General features: G+C 35.0%; 13 protein-coding genes, 2 tRNA genes and 3 rRNA genes. 9 read left to right on the top strand and 9 right to left on the bottom strand.

From position 1 onward, the window contains the following. Window position 1: 1 nt before the first annotated feature. Window positions 2-478 (bottom strand): hypothetical protein, encoded by a 477-nt coding sequence (locus IMCC3317_RS10220; protein WP_160129405.1) that lies wholly within the window; start codon window positions 476-478, stop codon window positions 2-4. Then, entirely contained in the window at window positions 475-2,277 is a 1,803-nt protein-coding gene (locus IMCC3317_RS10215) for a hypothetical protein (RefSeq protein WP_160129404.1), read from the bottom strand. The genes IMCC3317_RS10220 and IMCC3317_RS10215 overlap by 4 nt, the downstream gene beginning before the upstream one ends. A gap of 594 nt (window positions 2,278-2,871) precedes the next feature. Here IMCC3317_RS10215 and IMCC3317_RS10210 point away from each other — a divergent pair. After that, window positions 2,872-3,285 carry a helix-turn-helix domain-containing protein gene (locus IMCC3317_RS10210; protein ID WP_160129403.1) on the top strand — a complete coding sequence of 138 codons (414 nt, stop codon included), beginning with the start codon at window positions 2,872-2,874 and terminating at the stop codon, window positions 3,283-3,285. Here the strand turns inward: IMCC3317_RS10210 and IMCC3317_RS10205 are convergent. After that, window positions 3,271-3,543 (bottom strand): hypothetical protein, encoded by a 273-nt coding sequence (locus IMCC3317_RS10205; protein WP_160129402.1) that lies wholly within the window; start codon window positions 3,541-3,543, stop codon window positions 3,271-3,273. The two genes, IMCC3317_RS10210 and IMCC3317_RS10205, sit on opposite strands and share 15 nt — an antisense overlap. Further along, window positions 3,540-4,103 (bottom strand): hypothetical protein, encoded by a 564-nt coding sequence (locus IMCC3317_RS10200; protein ID WP_160129401.1) that lies wholly within the window; start codon window positions 4,101-4,103, stop codon window positions 3,540-3,542. The genes IMCC3317_RS10205 and IMCC3317_RS10200 overlap by 4 nt, the downstream gene beginning before the upstream one ends. Window positions 4,104-5,642: 1,539 nt before the next feature. Between IMCC3317_RS10200 and tnpA the strand changes: the two genes are divergently transcribed. From tnpA to tnpC, 3 genes are read left to right on the top strand one after another with little or no spacing between them, the layout of a single operon-like run. Beyond that, on the top strand, window positions 5,643-5,993 hold the full coding sequence (gene tnpA, locus IMCC3317_RS10195) for an IS66 family insertion sequence element accessory protein TnpA (RefSeq protein WP_160128709.1): 351 nt from the start codon (window positions 5,643-5,645) through the stop codon (window positions 5,991-5,993). Next, a complete protein-coding gene (tnpB, locus tag IMCC3317_RS10190; protein ID WP_228054780.1) occupies window positions 5,981-6,334 on the top strand; it encodes an IS66 family insertion sequence element accessory protein TnpB in 354 nt (117 codons plus the stop codon). The genes tnpA and tnpB overlap by 13 nt, the downstream gene beginning before the upstream one ends. Before the next feature lie 49 nt (window positions 6,335-6,383). Further along, on the top strand, window positions 6,384-7,871 hold the full coding sequence (gene tnpC, locus IMCC3317_RS10185; protein ID WP_228054778.1) for an IS66 family transposase: 1,488 nt from the start codon (window positions 6,384-6,386) through the stop codon (window positions 7,869-7,871). Between the two features lie 617 nt (window positions 7,872-8,488). On the opposite strand, the gene IMCC3317_RS10180 is transcribed toward tnpC, so the two are convergent. The 3 genes from IMCC3317_RS10180 to IMCC3317_RS10170 all read right to left on the bottom strand — a co-directional run bounded on the left by IMCC3317_RS10180 (window position 8,489) and on the right by IMCC3317_RS10170 (window position 12,244). Then, on the bottom strand, window positions 8,489-9,784 hold the full coding sequence (locus IMCC3317_RS10180; protein ID WP_170293846.1) for a hypothetical protein: 1,296 nt from the start codon (window positions 9,782-9,784) through the stop codon (window positions 8,489-8,491). 19 nt (window positions 9,785-9,803) lie between these two features. Next, complete coding sequence (locus tag IMCC3317_RS10175; protein WP_160129400.1) at window positions 9,804-9,983, bottom strand: hypothetical protein; 180 nt, start codon at window positions 9,981-9,983, stop codon at window positions 9,804-9,806. A gap of 947 nt (window positions 9,984-10,930) precedes the next feature. After that, window positions 10,931-12,244: a tyrosine-type recombinase/integrase gene (locus IMCC3317_RS10170; RefSeq protein WP_160128865.1), complete on the bottom strand. Its 1,314-nt coding sequence runs from the start codon at window positions 12,242-12,244 to the stop codon at window positions 10,931-10,933. 851 nt (window positions 12,245-13,095) lie between these two features. On the opposite strand from IMCC3317_RS10170, the gene IMCC3317_RS10165 reads away from it, so the two are divergent. The 5 genes from IMCC3317_RS10165 (at window position 13,096) to rrf (ending at window position 18,190) form a co-directional block, all read left to right on the top strand. Then, window positions 13,096-14,619, top strand: a 16S ribosomal RNA gene (locus IMCC3317_RS10165). A gap of 83 nt (window positions 14,620-14,702) precedes the next feature. After that, window positions 14,703-14,776 (top strand) — tRNA-Ile (locus tag IMCC3317_RS10160). A gap of 106 nt (window positions 14,777-14,882) precedes the next feature. Next, window positions 14,883-14,959, top strand: a tRNA-Ala gene (locus IMCC3317_RS10155). A gap of 161 nt (window positions 14,960-15,120) precedes the next feature. Then, a 23S ribosomal RNA gene (locus IMCC3317_RS10150) occupies window positions 15,121-17,942 on the top strand. A 138-nt stretch (window positions 17,943-18,080) separates the two neighbouring features. Further along, window positions 18,081-18,190 (top strand): 5S ribosomal RNA (gene rrf / locus IMCC3317_RS10145). Together the 16S, 23S and 5S rRNA genes with 2 tRNA genes alongside form the textbook arrangement of a ribosomal RNA operon. 80 nt (window positions 18,191-18,270) lie before the next feature. Here the strand turns inward: rrf and IMCC3317_RS10140 are convergent. Continuing rightward, window positions 18,271-18,840, bottom strand: coding sequence for an ISAon1 family transposase (locus IMCC3317_RS10140; protein ID WP_449553286.1), 570 nt, complete (start codon window positions 18,838-18,840; stop codon window positions 18,271-18,273). A gap of 149 nt (window positions 18,841-18,989) precedes the next feature. After that, complete coding sequence (locus IMCC3317_RS10135) at window positions 18,990-19,802, bottom strand: T9SS type A sorting domain-containing protein (protein ID WP_160129399.1); 813 nt, start codon at window positions 19,800-19,802, stop codon at window positions 18,990-18,992. Between the last annotated feature and the right edge of the window lie 3 nt (window positions 19,803-19,805).

Raw genomic sequence — 19,805 nt, 5'->3', positions numbered from 1 at the left:
ACTACAATTTTGCGTATTCCTTTAACATTACTTTTTTCAATACATCGTAGCCAACAATATCATTTTTCTCAATTATATAAATGCTTTTAGCTTCTTTGAGTATCTTGAATATCTTTTCTAAATCTTCATCCACAAAATCAGTTGGATAATTTAAAATGTTTTTTATGGAAGATGTTTTTTTTAGAAAAGGCTTGTTGTTTTCATTGATGTTAGAATATATTAGAGTTAAGTTATTCCTATTATTACTTGCTTTTATAGTAACATTTATCATTAATTCGCCTTTATCATTAATAAAAAATGCTTTATAATTTTTTTTATGATTTTTCAAGTTAATATACTGATATGTCATAGTATCATTTTCAATTTGAATATTTTCCTTAAATTCATCTAGTGAGATATGAATATCATACTCAACTCTATTTTGAGAAAAACAAAATATAAAGGATAGTAATAATAGAATGGTTAATAGTTTTTTCATGGACAATCGTTTTTAGCAGTTTCTATTTTTAGTTTTATACCTGTAATATAAAAAAATTTAGCTACGTTAGTATTACCTGTGTAATTATCTATATAATTATTATACTCTATTGTTCCTTCTAAACCAATCCACGAAATAGCTTTAGCCACTTCTTCTTTCCAATTCATAGCACCAAAAATTCCAATCGCCTCATTTTTAAATGCTTCATTCTCATTCTCCCAATCATGATTATTTAAAAGAAAATCTTTGATTTTAGTAGTATAAGTATCTACGTCAAAATTCCAAGCACTAAAAATTTCATGTGTCCAGTTATCTGTAAGAGTTGAATTTTGATTGTATGCACAAATTATTGCTGCAAATCTATTTTGAATACTTAACTGATTTAGATCAATAGAGTTATAGTTAATTCCATTAAGGCAATCAATAGATAAAATAGGCAACCCATTTATATCAAAATTAATAAGTCCCCAATTTTCTAAAGCGTTAAACATATAAACATGTACAACTTCATGACAAAGTGTTAATTTTTTTTGTAAGCTTGACCCATTCTCTATTTCTTCAGACATAGTTACAATAAATTCATTATCATTATCTGAAGATCCTTTTGCAACTCCCCAATCACCTGTTGGTACAGATCCAATTTCAAATGTCATAACTTTACCGCTGTTATCAAAAAATTTAGAAATCAATTCTGAGTAGAAATTATCAGTTTCCATTAAAGAGTTGTGGATGCAATCTGTACCCGAATCCTTAAAAGATTCATCTTTAAATAATATATCCTCAAAATTTACTTCTCCATTATCAATAAGTTTTTTAATTGCGAACTTTGCTATATCAACAGCAGAATCGGAACAATTATTGAGTTTTAAAAAATTGTTCACTAAATTTGTGGTAAACCTATTATTTTGAAGCCAAGTAATCATTCCTTGAGTTAACTTAGGTTCTTGATTCAATTGCCCGTCTTTATTCATACACCCTATTACTTCCTCTAAAGAAGTTTTTATCATAGGCATCACAGGAATCTCATCATCTATAGTATCATCATTCGTATCAACTCCGCCACCTGCTGGGTTTGTAAATGGACCTGCTCCGTCTCCTGCTGAACTTCCGCTACTCGGTTGTACACAATCTATAACTACCCAACCGCCTGTACATTCCCAATACGATCTTTGAGTACCATCTTCACATTGTTGACCAGGCGGATGATTTCCTACTTCTCCACAATTTACAGCTACACACTCTATGTCTTCCCAATCTATAATTTCGGCTTGTGTACTTGGGCAAGGCGATGAAGATTCGTTTAGTAGCAATGTATCATCAACTATAAACTGAGCCGTGCTACTATTTATACTGTATTGTATTTCATCATCAACATATGTATACGGGTAACTAACCAACATTTGCGAATAGTCGCCATTGCTAAATACCGTTAGTACATAGTTTTCTAGCATGTTTTCCTCAGCTTCATCACGGTTTACAATAAATGTGTAACTATTAAAGCTATTAGACGAAATTACTTGTACGTTGGTAGTATCAATACTAAAGCCGTACATAGTAGCGTTTACGTTTTCATGGCTGAGTTCGTTGCTCAAAAAGTTTTGAGAAATAAACCTGTCCAACTCTTTATTTTCTTGAAAAAGTGTGTGCATTTTTACTTTTTTTGCTTCAAAATCCAACGCTCTGCGTGTTTCTTGTTCGGGTTCGTTTTGTATAGTTTCATCATTTTGGCAACTATACACACCAATAAGTAGTAGTACTACTAATAGGTACTGTTTGTAATCGTTTAAAAATTGATTCATTAGTAATGGTTTTTTAAATTATTTATTCTTTTAAATAATTAACTCTTTACAAATAAAGAAATAAAATACGTACGCTAAAAGAGGGAATCCGTAAAGTAGTCATTTCATTGAGTTAACTGTACTATTTTGAAAATTAAATAACTTTCACTAACCATAATCTAATAATTTACATAAAGAGGTTTTCATAGTATAAAAATTAATTTGCCTACTCTTAAAGGGTTTTCGGCTACGCCCATTCTAAAAAAATTATATGCAACACAATTTTAGAGAAATAGGGAAATTTCTATACATACTTAACCAAATACAGGTACTGTTATGAAAAAGATTAAAAACTTACCAAAACAACTCGTTAGACTCTAAAAGGCTTCCGCTCTTTAAAAGGGTATTAAAAGAGGATATTATTTTAGTTTTTTACTATCTTACAACCTTAATTCATGTTAGTATTAGCATGAAAACTAAAGTGACCGATTTTTTTTGAATTTTAATTATAACAGTCATCAGTTACATCACTTTAGTTTAATTTTAACAACTAACGAGTCAAATATAATAATAAAGTTATATTTTACAAACTAAAGTTATCATTATTTTCAAAATATGTCAGAAATAGGAAAGCGTTTTAAGGAATTAATTATTGCCAATGACGATACAAACAAGTCGTTTGCATCAAAAATAGCGGTAAATGCTAATTATATTTCTATGATGATCAATGGTCGTAAACCTGTTAGTGACTCTATATTGTATGGTATTAAAAAAGTATTACCTACTTTCAATGAAGATTGGCTGATGAAAGGCGAGGGAACTATGTTTATCAATGAAAATGATGCCAAGCCAGAAACACTTGAAGATAAATTTAGTGCTATCTCAGATGATGAAGTTGCATTGTATTTTGAAGAGAATAAGGAGCGTTTACTACAAAATAATATAATAAAAGTTATAATTGAAAAAGAAGTTTCGGGATTATTCGTTATGAAGCTAAAAGAAGATATTAAAAAATTAATTAATGATTGAAAAAACTACTTTTTCTTCATGACTTTGAAGCTTTAAGCTATTCATCAACTTATATCTTATAGATTTTAAAATTTCAATTTGTTGTTCATCTTTTTTCACACCAATTTCATACTTTTCAATTGTTATTTCTCTAAGATTTGAAACTTCATTAAAAAGGAGTTCACCAAATTCATCTTCTGATAATTCACCTAATTTAAACTTATTAAGATGACGCTTGAAATTTTCAATCTTAGCTAATAAAAGTTTATTCTTTTTCATGATTTATTGTCAAGTTTATGACTTATAAATTCTAAGCTTTCATTCAATATCATTTCTTTATAATCATGAACTTGTCTTAGATATTGTAGATATTCTTTAACTCTAAAAAGTATATATGCTCCAATAATTATTACAAAAATACCAAAAAACACATAGGCTAACAAATTATAATTTATATCTGGTATAAAGACCCAACTTATAAAAAATAGTGCCGATAAACATGGAGAATACAAACTTAATCGTAAATGCTTCAATGTAATTGCATTATCTTCTTTTTTACCTAAAATAGCTATAATTATGAATACTCCTGAAGCTAATAAAAGTAAACTTCCATGCGTACCAACAGAGTATAGGAATCTGTGTATACTAGTATATCCAAAAAACTTATCTACTAAAGGTTCATCTGGGACTATAACATGAATAAAGGGCAATACACCACTTAAAATAATAAGTATATTGCCCAAAAATTCATAGTTAAATACTTTTTGAGAACTTTTATTCTCCTCTTGTTGTTGGAGTTTCAACTTTGTCCTTGTCAATTCCGAAGTGTTCTGTTTCATTATCTACGCTTGTTGGTTTGTATGCAAAAACTGAGATGATGCATACAAGAACTAAATAATTTTTTCATGATTGTTAAGTTTTATAATTAAAATTCAATAAGAAAATTACCATAAAACAAACAATCAAACTCTATTCTTATAGATTATTTGTCTATAATCTATAAAAAAACTAAAAGTTTTAATCCGTGAATAACAAAAGTAATAAAGTATAAACAATAGTTTTACGGTTTTTCCGTAAAATAAGTATAGTTTTACAACGACGAAGCCTATTACGTACAACTAAAAAACACTATAAACTTACGGGTTTCCGTAATTTGAAGAAGAGTTTATATAGTTGTAATAATTTCATTTGTAAGGATATTAGAGTGAGTCTTGTATTACTAAGAAGATACTATAAATAAACGCTTATTGATTTAGGTATAATATAAATATTTGTAATTATTTCATGTATCTGAATAGCTTCAATTGTACTAATTGAAGCTTTTTAGTTTTCTATCTTCTCAAATTATACTTTGCATTGCGTACAGCACTCACAAGTCAACTAAAAGTACGTACATAATGTTTAGAGACTCTTAAAAAGCCATAAATAGCAATTCCTGTACTAATGATTTTAGTAGCTGGACGGCTTCAAAATTTCTTTTATATTAATAATTGGTTTTATTTCAGATTGAATAGAATCCAAATTTCATCTCTTTTTTATCAATTTTGGTTTTCTTCTAATAAGTGATAATTTATTAAGGTAATATTTTTTCTCAATTATGTAGCGTCTCTAAACATTGTGATTTTGATTCATAAAATGAAATCTCTACATCTAATTTATGCTACAAAAATTAAGAAGAAAATGGGAATATTATTTATAAAATTTCGGTGCTGAATCAATGACTATTTAATGCCTTAAAAAAAAGAAAAATAAGCGCATCAAAAACCTTAAAGTAATACTTTAAATAAATAAAAAATCAGTGCTTTTTTTTTTAGCTAAAACTGAGGTCATAATCTGTGAAACTCAATATTATTTTTCTACGCAAATCAGTAGATAAATATTTTTTTCAATTCTTTTCTTTAACTCATTGCTAAGTGATAAGCTTAATTTTTTTAAAATTTTGATTAAAAAATTTGAAAAAAGACTGTTTTTTGAAATTAAATTATGAATAAATTAAATTCGTTTTTCAATTTAATTTTTTAATTTGTTTTTTTTAATAATTAACTATTTGATAATTAGCGAATTAATTAAAAAAAATAAAAGTGGTTTTACTTTATTTAAAAAAGATCAAAGTGGTTTTACTTTTTTTGATTGAATATGAAAAAAAACAGTTCTATTTCAAATAAATAGGGGTTTTACTTTCTGCTCAAAAGATCAAAGTGGATTGACTTTTATAATTTAAAAAATAAATTTGAAATTCCAAACAGTTAAATTGCTGAAAAATAGACATTTAATTATTTAAAAGTAAAAGTGGTTTTACTTTCTGCTCAAAAGATAAAAGGTAAGCCTTCGGTAAACTGCATATTGCAGAGAATCTTTGAGTGGATTATTTTAGTCAGATGAAAAACTCCAAGAAACAAGAGCGTATGTTTGCCTTGATAGAAATGATGTACTTAGAAGATATCGATCAGAAATATTTTTGTGAGCGTGAAGATATCAAGCTGGCTACTTTAAAATATTGGCTGAAACACTATCATCTTGAAAAGAAATTAGATCAAGCGGAAATTCATCCTAGAGAAGAACCATCTTGGAGTAAATTTATTCCTATTGAAGTTGATATGCCCATGACTACTTCTGATTCATCAATTAAAATTGAATATCCAAACGGTGTTCGTCTACATTTAGATACCTGTTTATTAAATCAAAAGACTCTTTGCTCATTAACTCAACTTATATCATGTTTGGACTAGGAATTTCACACCGTTATCATTTATATAGTCACCCCACCGATATGCGTAAGAGTTTTGATGGTCTAGCAGGTATTATCCAAAAAGAACTCAACGGCTCTGCTCTGGATGGAACTGCATATATATTTATCAACAAATCACGTGATAAAGTAAAAATATTACATTGGGAAGATGGTGGTTTTGTGTTGTATTATAAACGCTTGGAATCTGGTCGCTTTGAGTTGCCTGTATATGATGCTTCTGTGATGGGTATTACTCTTAGTTATTCGCAATTGGTGTTACTTATCGATGGTATTTCAATCTCTCATATTCGTAGAAAAAAGCGATATCAAATACCTGCATAAATTGTTGTAAAACATTGTTTTTTCTAAGGAGTATTTGTATTTTTAACATGTGAAAACATCCTTATCTACAGTGGTTATCGATCAAGATTATGTTCAGATTCCTAAATCAGAATATGAACAGTTACTCTCTAACTATCAAAATTTAGAATTACAGTTATCTGAGTTAAAACGCCTTATTTTTGGTAGTAAAAGCGAACGATTTGTTCCTAACACAGATGCACTTCAATTAGGACTATTTACAGAAGAAACTTCTGAGCAGACAGCGGTAGTACAACAGCAGATTAGTTACAATCGGTCAAAAACAAAAAAGCATCCTATTCGTTTACCATTAGCTTCGCATTTACCAAGAGTTGAAGAAATAGTAGAACCTGTGCATATTGCTCAAGGTAGTATTAAAATAGGTGAAGAAATTACAGAAGTATTGGAGTATACGCCTTCTAGGGTCTATGTTCGTAAAATTATTCGTCCAAAATATGCATTACCAAATGATGCAGGAATCGTTATTGCTTCACTTCCTAGCATGATCTTGCCAAAATCCAATGTTGGAGCTGGATTATTAGCCCATATTTGTGTCAGCAAGTTCGTGGATCATCTTCCTTTTTATCGTCAGATACAAATTTTAAAAAGAGAAGACGTTGTTGTAGCAATGTCATCAATGACAGGTTGGTTTTCTAAAGGAGTAACACAATTGGAGGTATTATATGAAGTCCTACAAAAAGTAGTATTACAAAGTCAGTACCTCCAAGGGGACGAGTCGCCGATCAAAGTTCAAGACAATCATAAAAACGGAAGCTTGCATACAGGATATCATTGGGTATTCCATGCACCAGTGGAACGATTAGTATTATTTAAGTACGATCCTAGCAGGTCAGCAAAAGTTCCAAAAGATTTTTTACAACAGTTTAGCGGAACATTGCAAACTGATGGATATAGAGCATACCAAAATCTAAGTACCAAACATCCGATAAAGCTCTTGGCTTGCATGGCACATGCCAGGCGCTATTTTGAAAAAGCACTTGATAATGATAACGCAAGAGCCAGCCATGCTATGGGGCAAATCCAAAAACTATATGCCATAGAGCGAAAAATAAAAGAGCGTACTACAAATACACAGACCATAAAACGCTATAGAGAGTTATGTGCGAAGCCTATTTTAGAAAAGCTTCATACTTGGATGCAACAAGAGTACAGTAAAGTATTGCCTAAAAGCGCTATTGGAAAGGCTTTTGCGTATAGTTTAAACTTGTGGGATAAGCTAAGCGCTTACACACAAGATGGAAAGTATCTGATTGATAACAACCTAATAGAAAATGCAATTAGACCACTGGCACTCGGGCGCAAAAATTATCTCTTCGCGGGATCTCACAAGGCTGCACAACATGCAGCTATCATGTATTCTTTCTTTGCTACTTGTAAAATCAATGATGTAAATCCGTATCTGTGGCTACATGATGTCTTTAAAAGATTACCTGAGCATAAAGCCAATAAATTAGAAGAATTACTACCACAAAATTGGAAAAATCCAGCAGTAGTTTAAATTGTTAAAGAAATACCATTTTCTTAGCAGAATCTCTCCAATACTAAGAATAGCTTAAAATCAGACACCTATCTAAGAACTAGAAATACTAAGCTTGCTAACTATCAGTGTAATACGGTTTTTCATAACTCCTTTTATGTAAAATACAGTCTTACAAAATCATCCTGAAATATGCAATACGGGTTTTACCGAGTGCTTACGATAAAAGTGGTTTTAGTTTTGTTATTTAAAAAATAAATTTGAAATTTTTTATAATTAAGTAGCTGTAAAACAGACGTCTAACTATTTAAAAGTAAAAGTGGTTTTAGTTTTTTTCAAAACGAAAAGGCAACGTAAAATTTCAAATAGTCTTGAATTTTCTTAGCAGCTATATAACAAGAAATAGTTGAGGAATTGACAAGTCATATCAAAGCAAAATAAGCGTAAAAAAAGCAACGTGTAAAAGTCAGTTTTAGACATCGAAATAGCAACTATTTTTGTGCTATTTGCGTGTCAATTTTAAATACGCTTTCATCGATTTTGCTAGCTGAATTTCAAAAGTGAATATTGCTAAATAAGAAGAAAAATAGCAACGGTATATGTAAGCTGAATTATAAAAAAAATGATTCAAAAAATAATCAAGAAGTAGATTTCAAAACATGTTCATAGAACTGATCTAAAAGTTTTGGATTCCCAAGTTTCTGAATCTTTTTTTCGCAATCATAAAATAATGGCAAACGTGGTTTCTGTTTTTCAGTTTGTTTTTGTTCATTGTTTAAAAAACGTCTAATCTGTGCATGAGTAATTAATTTCAAGCGAGTTTTTTGTTTGCTTCGCATCTGATTTTCATACCAAACTTTTGTACCTGTAAAGCCAAAGGTATTAGTTGGATCAAAATACCTGTTTGGTAATTGAACAAATCGATTCTGGGGATCTTTAGCAATGTATTTACAAACCAACCCGATGCGCTTCACATAAACCTTGTGAACTTTGTCCAAATTTCGTTCCTCCACAGGTTCATACCATAACCGTAACAACTCTTTTGCTCGTTTTTCTTGATATTTAGTTAAAAACACATTTTCATAAAGAGTATTTTTTGCAAGTTTCCACAAATCATCCACATAAAAATTAAAGGAGGAAAAGCTAGAAGCCTCAAACCTTGAAACTATGTCTTTGGCTTGTTCTGTGGCTTCTGAGCTTTTACCTTCCCTCTCTGTATCATTATCAGGCTGATGGTGTGTATGTTTTTGATAAAAATTTCGCGCGCCTAGTGTGTCTTGCGCAAGTTGCTCTTTATTTTGTTTTGCGCCTTCCTTCTCTGTGTATCTTGAAAAATTGTTACCAGTTTTGTTACCAGAAAAATCAATAGCTGTGAGCGAGAGCGAACTCCTTTGATTATTGGCATCCAATTTTTTATGAACTCCTATTAGTATATTATTTATGTAACTATTGTTACTAGAGTCTGTATGAGGACAGTTTGTCCTTTTTTCATTTTTAAAAAACTGATTATCAGTACTTTTCGTTTTTTCTGTTTTCGCTAGAATTTGTGAGTTATTCACAGGTTCTTGACCGTTTATCAACAGTATTTTCGGATTCAAATACAATTCATAACTCGCATTAGAACCATGCCAAATCTTCTCAGTAATAATATTGGCTTGCAAAAGCTTTTTAAGATGTCTTTGTATAGTTCTAGTGCTTACGTGAGAAATCTTTGCCAATTGCACATTATTTGTCTTTAATGATGGAATATTAGAAGTATCAAAACAAGCTTGCTTGCTAGCTCTTAATAACGAAGCACCATAAATCCGAATTATCTCTCTAGCCGTTGCAATCACAGGTTGACGCAAACGAGCAGAAAGACTATCAGAAGTAGCATTATGTTTTGCTACAAAAGTGTCAAGTGCTTTAAAAACAGTTGAAAAGTGGATGACCATCTATTATGTATTGATTATACTATTTATTAAATGTTTTCGCTAACAAATCGTCCATAGCACTCGCTACGGAAATTCGTTTTCGCTTCCTTTTTCTAGGTTTCTTATCACAAACAACAGTAACGCCAAGCATGGCATGTAGTCTCAGTTTTTCATCTGAACTCAATGCCTGAATTACGTTATATACTGTTTCTGCTTTCAATTAAATATGTGCGTTGTTTATTTGATTTATGTATAGATGACTCCAATAATTTTGGACAAAAGAATTCCTAGTCGCATACATTGGCGACTTCGTATTTTTTATAAATAACGATGCTAACTACATCTGTGATTCAATAACTAGATGCGTTTAGTTGAATATTGGTAACTTCTTTTTTTATCTATACAGTACTAACTATTTTTTACAATCAAAATGATTGTTCGGGTTTTACAATTTTATTTCTTTTTTGCTTCTCTTATTTTTAAAGGATTTATAAAATGGGTTCTGATCTATGGGTAATTAATCTCTAAATTAGATACTCATAATGATATTAGCCTACCCTTTTGGCTTGTAGTAAATCTAATTAATTTTTCTTTTAAAAACTAGCGTCGCATTTGAAAAACAGAAACTTTTCATCGCTATAACTCATTCTTTAGGTGTGGTTTATGATTAATTTTATATAATATTTGGTGAAGTTTTCGATGAAGTTTGCTAAAACTTTGGTCATAGTTGGGACAAAGTTTTGGGTACTTTTGGTGTACTTTTTACCCTTTTTTAAATTCGATTTCTCTAAAACTTATAAGTGTCTTAAAATCATGCTTTTATGATTAAAAAAGTTAAATTAAAAAATCAGGAGGAACTTTTTTTGATCTAGAAAAGAAGATTTATGAAATTTCAGTCTTCAAAGAGATGAGAATCTTTGAAAAAAATCTATTTTTTTGAAATTTTTAATGAAATTGAAGTAAAATAGAAAGAATAGAAATCCTTTTCCTATGTTTTTGGTCGTAAATTAAGATGGAATAAAAGTGCAAAATGCGAGTTTTGGAAAATTAGGTTGCAAAACTGAACGTTTTTTTAAAATACGTCTGATGCAATAAAAAAAGGCATCGCTAAGCAATAAGTTCATACAGGAACAACTTATTGCTTAGCGATGAGTGCTTTTTTTGAATTTAAAAATCAATGGTATATTTATTTGAATAATCTTTTGCTAGTGAAGCGCCAATACCTCTCAAATACTTACGAAGTTGCGATTTAGTCTTATGTCTTGTAAAACTCATCAGTTCAGTAAGTACTTGTTCATCTGCTTTTCCCTCAGAAGCTAAAGAATTATACAAATTGGATGCGGCAGTATGCTTAAAAGAATATAAAGTTTGATCGGTGTCAAGTTGTAATTCCTTTTTCATTATTGCAAAACGATCATAAAAATGATTGGTTTTAGTCTTTTCAGAAACATTCCACTCTCCACAAGTTTCGCTATCAGAAAAAATAAAATCAGTTGATTTGTATTTATGGAGTTCCATTTGCTCAATTACCTTTGCTAAACTCTCAATAATAGGAACGACTTCCTGTGCTTCGGTTTTGGTTTGAACATACAATCTTCTATTTTCTAAATCAATGTCGCCAACTTTAAGTCGACATACTTCTACATTTCTCAAAAATGCATACGCAATAAACTGTGTAAACTTTCTAAGATATGGATCATTGTCATCCATATACTCACGCATTACTCTAATCTGCGAGTCTGTATATGATTTATGTTTCTTAGGATTTTCTTTTAGCTTCTTAATAGCTGTAATAATATTGTAGGCTACAATATCATCACTTACCAATTGACTAAAAAGTGAAGACAGAGAAGTTCTGTACCCATTACGTGTTTTTGCATTCACGGGTTCATCGGTTAAATTACGATGCTTGTCATACTTCTTAATAGTATTTAAAAAAATCGAAACTTCTCGGCGTTTTAGTTCCTTTATAGTAATGATATCTAATTTTTGATCTTTCAACCAAGTTAAAAAGCGTTTTAAATTTCCTTTAATATTTATTTTACCGCGTCTTGACAAATAGGGGAGTTTCTGTTCAAGGGCAAAAATCAAGGCTTCTCTAACGTTATATTCATTTGTCTTTGGCAGTAAACTTTTGTCTTTTATCGCTTCCTTTTCAATTTTTTCTATCTTAGCTTCAGTGACCTTATAATTCTCATAAGGACTATATCCTTGTGATAACAGCTTCTTCAATGCAAGTTTATATGCCATTAAAATTTCAAGGCGCTCTGCTTTTGTATCAAACCGATTTGCTCCTTTATATATAGGTGGCTGTCTTTTTAATTTATCAGTTTTAGGCTCTCGGTAGGAGTAATACACGTACCAACGTTTGCTTAAATCGCCGTTTGCATCATAAACCTTTGGCTGTGAATAATCTTTCTTTGCTTTCAAATTGTATTCGATAACGTATTCGTTTTGTAAAATTTCATTAAATGTAGACATAAAAAATTGGTTTTCAAAATAGAGAAAACACGCATGAATACTGGTTTTGATGTCATTTATCAGTCGTTTTGACTTTTCATACAAGGGGACAGCTCTCGCCAGTCGCTTTGGGAGATAAGTTTGGAGTTTCAAAACCAAATTAAGGTAACACTATATATATAGGAATGCAAAACCCTTTAGAAAAAGCAACGATCTCCCAAGAGTTCCAACAACGGCTCCATCGTTAACCCGAGTTTAGAACAGGCAAGCAGCGAAGTAACAAATCAACAGACAACCAAATTAACAAATCAACAAACAACGAATCAACAAAAAACAAAAAACTTTTCAGATGTAAAGTGCGACACAATAGCTTGTTACAAACATCACCAAAACAAAGTAAAAAAAAAGGCATAAAAAGGTTAGGAAGTTTGGAAATGGTTTTTATATTTGCACCCGCTAAAACGGATAGTTTTAGTTGAAGTTCTGATAAGATAATGAGTAAAGATTTTATAAAAAATAGTTTAAAATATTTTTTTGGAATATATAAAAAGGTTGTATGTTTGCATCCGCTAAAAACGGCAACGGATTTAGTACTGTTCTAATAATAAAAGACTGATTAAAAAGAGGCAAGAAGTTTGAAAATACAGCTTCGAAAAAAAATCTTAAAAAAGTTTTGTTAGAAACAAAAAAGGGTTTTATATTTGCACCCGCTTTGAGAGGGAAACTTTTCGGAGTATATAAATAGAGAATTAAGAGTTCATTGACATATTGATTAGCAGCAATTATTTTGGAGACAAAATAATAAATAAACATAAGTAAGAACATCTTTTGAGAATGACAATTTTTCTAAGTTGAAGATATATTAAAAAACAACGATGAAGAGTTTGATCCTGGCTCAGGATGAACGCTAGCGGCAGGCTTAACACATGCAAGTCGAGGGGTAACAGAGGTAGCTTGCTACTTGCTGACGACCGGCGCACGGGTGCGTAACGCGTATGAAACCTACCTAATACAGGGAGATAGCCCAGAGAAATTTGGATTAATACCCCATAGTACTGTGAATCTGCATAGATTTATAGTTAAAGATTTATCGGTATTAGATGGTCATGCGTTCTATTAGTTAGTTGGTAAGGTAACGGCTTACCAAGACCGCGATAGATAGGGGCCCTGAGAGGGGGATCCCCCACACTGGTACTGAGACACGGACCAGACTCCTACGGGAGGCAGCAGTGAGGAATATTGGACAATGGAGGCGACTCTGATCCAGCCATGCCGCGTGTAGGAAGACTGCCCTATGGGTTGTAAACTACTTTTATAGAGGAAGAAACGCAGATACGTGTATTTGTTTGACGGTACTCTACGAATAAGGATCGGCTAACTCCGTGCCAGCAGCCGCGGTAATACGGAGGATCCAAGCGTTATCCGGAATCATTGGGTTTAAAGGGTCCGCAGGCGGTTGTTTAAGTCAGAGGTGAAAGTTTGCAGCTCAACTGTAAAATTGCCTTTGATACTGAATAACTTGAGTTATAATGAAGTGGTTAGAATATGTAGTGTAGCGGTGAAATGCATAGATATTACATAGAATACCGATTGCGAAGGCAGATCACTAATTATATACTGACGCTGAGGGACGAAAGCGTGGGGAGCGAACAGGATTAGATACCCTGGTAGTCCACGCCGTAAACGATGGTCACTAGCTGTTTGGACTTCGGTCTGAGTGGCTAAGCGAAAGTGATAAGTGACCCACCTGGGGAGTACGATCGCAAGATTGAAACTCAAAGGAATTGACGGGGGCCCGCACAAGCGGTGGAGCATGTGGTTTAATTCGATGATACGCGAGGAACCTTACCAGGGCTTAAATGTAGAGTGACAGGGGTAGAGATACCTTTTTCTTCGGACACTTTACAAGGTGCTGCATGGTTGTCGTCAGCTCGTGCCGTGAGGTGTCAGGTTAAGTCCTATAACGAGCGCAACCCCTGTTGTTAGTTACCAGCACGTAGTGGTGGGGACTCTAACAAGACTGCCGGTGCAAACCGTGAGGAAGGTGGGGATGACGTCAAATCATCACGGCCCTTACGTCCTGGGCTACACACGTGCTACAATGGTAGGTACAGAGAGCAGCCACCTCGCAAGAGGGAGCGAATCTACAAAACCTATCTCAGTTCGGATCGGAGTCTGCAACTCGACTCCGTGAAGCTGGAATCGCTAGTAATCGGATATCAGCCATGATCCGGTGAATACGTTCCCGGGCCTTGTACACACCGCCCGTCAAGCCATGGAAGCTGGGGGTACCTGAAGTCGGTGACCGTAAGGAGCTGCCTAGGGTAAAACTGGTAACTGGGGCTAAGTCGTAACAAGGTAGCCGTACCGGAAGGTGCGGCTGGAACACCTCCTTTCTAGAGCGACGAAGATAAATTAGAATTTAAAAGAGTTGTTTTTACTTAGCTGTTAATTAAGAAATTGAACATAATACAAGTAGAGTCTCATAGCTCAGCTGGTTAGAGCGCTACACTGATAATGTAGAGGTCGGCAGTTCGAGTCTGCCTGAGACTACAACTACTTAAAGTATTAGAGGAAATTCTAGAAGAAGACTATCCACCCAAAAGTCGGCAACAAGCGACTGCATATTGCAGACTGTGGACTGTTAACTTACAGAAATGGGGGATTAGCTCAGCTGGCTAGAGCGCCTGCCTTGCACGCAGGAGGTCATCGGTTCGACTCCGATATTCTCCACCAAGTTTCCGAGCAATCGGGAATCTCATCAATGTTAGCAATAACTAAGATGAGATACCCAATCAAGTTGGGTATAGAAAGTTCATTGACATATTGAGATAAAAGAGAAACGAGATTAATATTTTAATCTTCGAGTGAATAAAAATAATAAAGAGACAAAAGTACAATAAGCTAATTAAGGGCGTATGGGGAATGCCTAGGCTCTCAGAGGCGATGAAGGACGTGATAAGCTGCGAAAAGCTACGGGGACAGGCACATACTGATTGATCCGTAGATCTCCCAATGGGGCAACCCACTATATTGAAGATATAGTATCCGCAAGGAGGCGAACCCGGAGAACTGAAACATCTAAGTACCCGGAGGAGAAGAAAACAAAAGTGATTCCGCTAGTAGTGGCGAGCGAACGCGGAATAGCCCAAACCAATGTTGTTACGGCAATATTGGGGTTGTAGGACCACGATATTTGATGCTTACTAAATTAGAACTGTTTGGAAAGACAGACCAAAGAGGGTGATAGTCCCGTATAGGTAAGGTAAGTTATTGATAGTGGTATCCTGAGTAGCGCGGGGCACGTGTAACCCTGTGTGAATTTGGCGGGACCATCCGCTAAGGCTAAATACTCCTGAGAGACCGATAGTGAACTAGTACCGTGAGGGAAAGGTGAAAAGAACCCTGAATAAGGGAGTGAAATAGACCCTGAAACCATACGCTTACAAGCGGTCGGAGCGCATTTATGTGTGACGGCGTGCCTTTTGCATAATGAGCCTACGAGTTACCGTTGCTAGCAAGGTTAAACACTTAAGGTGTGGAGCCGTAGCGAAAGCGAGTCTGAATAGGGCGCTATAGTTAGTAGTGGTAGACGCGAAACCGTGTGATCTACCCATGGGCAGGGTGAAGCTGTGGTAACACACAGTGGAGGCCCGAACCGATATACGTTGAAAAGTGTTCGGATGACCTGTGGGTAGGGGTGAAAGGCCAATCAAACTCGGAAATAGCTCGTACTCCCCGAAATGCATTTAGGTGCAGCGTATTATTAGTTTTATAGAGGTAGAGCTACTGATTGGATGCGGGGGCTTCACCGCCTACCAATTCCTGACAAACTCCGAATGCTATAAAATGATGTAATGCAGTGAGGGCATGGGTGCTAAGGTCCATGTCCGAGAGGGAAAGAACCCGGACCATCAGCTAAGGTCCCCAAATATATACTAAGTTGAATAAACGAGGTTTGACTGCCTAGACAGCTAGGATGTTGGCTTGGAAGCAGCCACTCATTTAAAGAGTGCGTAACAGCTCACTAGTCGAGCGGTCGAGCATGGATAATAATCGGGCATAAGTATATTACCGAAGCTATGGACTCCAATGGAGTGGTAGGGGAGCATTCTATTTGCGCAGAATGTGGTCTGTAAGGACTGCTGGAGCGGATAGAAAAGAAAATGTAGGCATAAGTAACGATAATGCGGGCGAGAAACCCGCACACCGAAAGACTAAGGTTTCCTCAGCTATGCTAATCAGCTGAGGGTTAGTCGGGACCTAACGCGAACCCGAAAGGGGTAGTGGATGGACAACAGGTTAATATTCCTGTACCTGCTCACACTAAAAGTGACGGAGGCGAAAAGTTAGTGCGCACTGACGGAATAGTGCGTTGAAGAGAGTGGTAACACCTCGATAGTACAGTAAGGCTACGGCCGCGCTGATAATCTAGCAAATCGACTTCCAAGAAAACCGAGTGAAGCAGCCCGTACCGCAAACCGACACAGGTAGTTGGGATGAGAATTCTAAGGTGCTCGAGAGATTCATGGCTAAGGAACTAGGCAAAATCGACCTGTAACTTCGGGAGAAAGGTCGCCCATCTTCGGATGGGCCGCAGTGAAAAGGTCCAGGCGACTGTTTATCAAAAACATAGGGCTTTGCTAAATCGAAAGATGATGTATAAGGCCTGACACCTGCCCGGTGCTGGAAGGTTAAGAGGAGGGTTTAGCGCTTGCGCGAAGATCTGAATTGAAGCCCCAGTAAACGGCGGCCGTAACTATAACGGTCCTAAGGTAGCGAAATTCCTTGTCGGGTAAGTTCCGACCTGCACGAATGGTGCAACGATCTGGACACTGTCTCAGCCATGAGCTCGGTGAAATTGTAGTATCGGTGAAGATGCCGATTACCCGCAGCGGGACGAAAAGACCCCGTGAACCTTTACTATAGCTTCGTATTGACTTTGGATAAGTAATGTGTAGGATAGGTGGGAGACTATGAAATGCAATCGCTAGGTTGTGTGGAGTCGTTGTTGAAATACCACCCTTTGCTTATCTGAAGCCTAACCTCGCGAGAGGAACAGTGCGTGGTGGGTAGTTTGACTGGGGTGGTCGCCTCCAAAAGAGTAACGGAGGCTTCTAAAGGTACCCTCAGCACGCTTGGTAACCGTGCGTAGAGTGCAATGGCATAAGGGTGCTTGACTGAGAGACATACAGGTCGATCAGGTTGGAAACAAGAGCATAGTGATCCGGTGGTTCCGCATGGAAGGGCCATCGCTCAAAGGATAAAAGGTACTCCGGGGATAACAGGCTGATCTCCCCCAAGAGCTCACATCGACGGGGGGGTTTGGCACCTCGATGTCGGCTCGTCACATCCTGGGGCTGGAGAAGGTCCCAAGGGTTGGGCTGTTCGCCCATTAAAGTGGCACGCGAGCTGGGTTCAGAACGTCGTGAGACAGTTCGGTCTCTATCTGCTGTGGGCGTTAGAAATTTGCGTGGATCTGACTCTAGTACGAGAGGACCGAGTTGGACTAACCTCTGGTGTACCAGTTGTTCCGCCAGGAGCATTGCTGGGTAGCTACGTTGGGAAGGGATAAGCGCTGAAAGCATATAAGCGCGAAACCCACCACAAGATGAGATTTCTTTAAAGGGTCGTGGGAGATTACCACGTTGATAGGCTATAGGTGTAAAGGCAGTAATGTCATAGCCGAGTAGTACTAATTACCCGTAGGCTTATGTACTGGCTCTTGTTATTTATTTAACTCTTTTTTATCTCAATATGTTAAGATATTGGTTGCTAATTGTGGTGTAGTTGGTATTTTAAAGACTACTTCATTACAAATGGCAACAGATTCCCAATCAAGTTGGGAACTAAAGCTTAAGGTGGTTATAGCAATGGGGCTCACCTCTTACCATTCCGAACAGAGAAGTTAAGCCCATTAGCGCAGATGGTACTGCAGAAATGTGGGAGAGTATGTCGCCGCCTTTTTTTAAAACCCTTATCCATAAAAAGATAAGGGTTTTTTTTATGCCCTCTTTTTTAGCTTTTGAGGATGATTCTTAAGCGGATCAAGTCCAAAAGTTGTGGGATTTTAGGATTATGCAAAAATTGTAGTGAGTTCTAAAAAGAAAGAATTTTACGTTTCTAATACCTCTAAACTGTGCTCTAAAAGCTTTTATTTTAGCATTAAAGGATTCTGCTGAAGCGTTTGTGCTTCTATTATCAAAATAGTTGAGTATGTTTTGATAATGTATAGACATGGTTCTAGCAATGCTATTGAAGCTCTTGAATTTTGCTTGCCTTACTTTTTCATCCCATTTTGCCAGTCTTATTAACGCCGAAGTTTTATCTTTTGTGTTATTGAATATCCAAGATAGGTTTTGACATAAATTGTATGCTTTTTCTAAATCAGGATATTGTTTAAAAAGTATGGTTGCCCTTTTAGATTGATTATCAGTCCATTTGCTACTTGATTTGTATAGTAAATATCGACTTCTAGCTAGTAATTGTTTAAGTGTATCTCCATTTGGTAGTAGTTTTGGCGTATATTTTAAGGAATTGTTTCTTGCGTTTTCTATGGCATCATTTTCACTATCAAGGGCTTCCCATCGGTGTTTTAATGGAATTTTATGAAGTATTTTTATAACTGTTTCAGCCTTGGTTCTTTCATCAATAAGTTTGGTATTCGCTGGAGTAATTTTTTATTGTGTATTAAACATCAAAAAAAATAAAAACCTCTTGAGTTATGACACTCAAGAGGTTTTGTGAAACAAAAAATAAAAGCTTATTACTCTACAATAAGCTTTTTAGTAGTTTTTATATCGTTTGATGTTATTGTTATTAGATATAAACCAGATGCAATGTTACTTACATCAATTGTATTTTCTGGAGATAATTGCATTGCAATTTGTTTTCCTGCATTATCAAATACTTCAATTTTAATATCTGCTAATCCTGCTGGAACTTGTAATTTTACAATGTCTTTAGCTGGATTCGGATATAAAGACAGCTCTAGTAATTCATTATCTTCTACTGATAGTGTTGCAAAATCAAAGGTAGAAGGTGCAGTTACTGCACTAGCATTAGGATCTACTCTGTTAGAATACACTGCCATTGAATCGTCTTCCATATCTGCCTGCATAAAACTCTTTAAAGGCGTAACTGAAGTAGCTAAAGCAGAGTTATTTTCAAGAATATACATAATACCACTTGTTGGTGATCCATTTACTTGAACCGTAACCATCGGTGAATTAGTTCCTGCCGAAGGAGCTGATAATGACATAGGACTTCCTAAAGTCTCCGTGATTAAATAACCATCTATAGTTGGCATCCCAACATCGTTTCCATTAAAAAATGTAGCCGCAGCTCCACTTCCTAGTGAAGAAGAAATACTCAATGTAACTCCATCAGGTACAATAATAGTGAAACCATAACTTTGTACCGAAGTAGCAAAGTTATTAGCACTAGCATTTGGGACAGCAGCGATTGTATAGCTGTATGCTCCATTGTCTCCTAATGTGTATGTGTATCCATCTTGAGCTTGTAATTGGCCTACTAAAAGACCGAGTACGGTAATAATTAAAATTTTAATTTTTTTCATGAT

Origin of the sequence: Kordia antarctica, from assembly GCF_009901525.1 — a bacterium.
GTDB classification, from domain to species: Bacteria; Bacteroidota; Bacteroidia; order Flavobacteriales; family Flavobacteriaceae; genus Kordia; species Kordia antarctica.
Note: the sequence above shows the minus strand (reverse complement) of the source record. Positions and strands in the feature narration are given on the sequence as shown.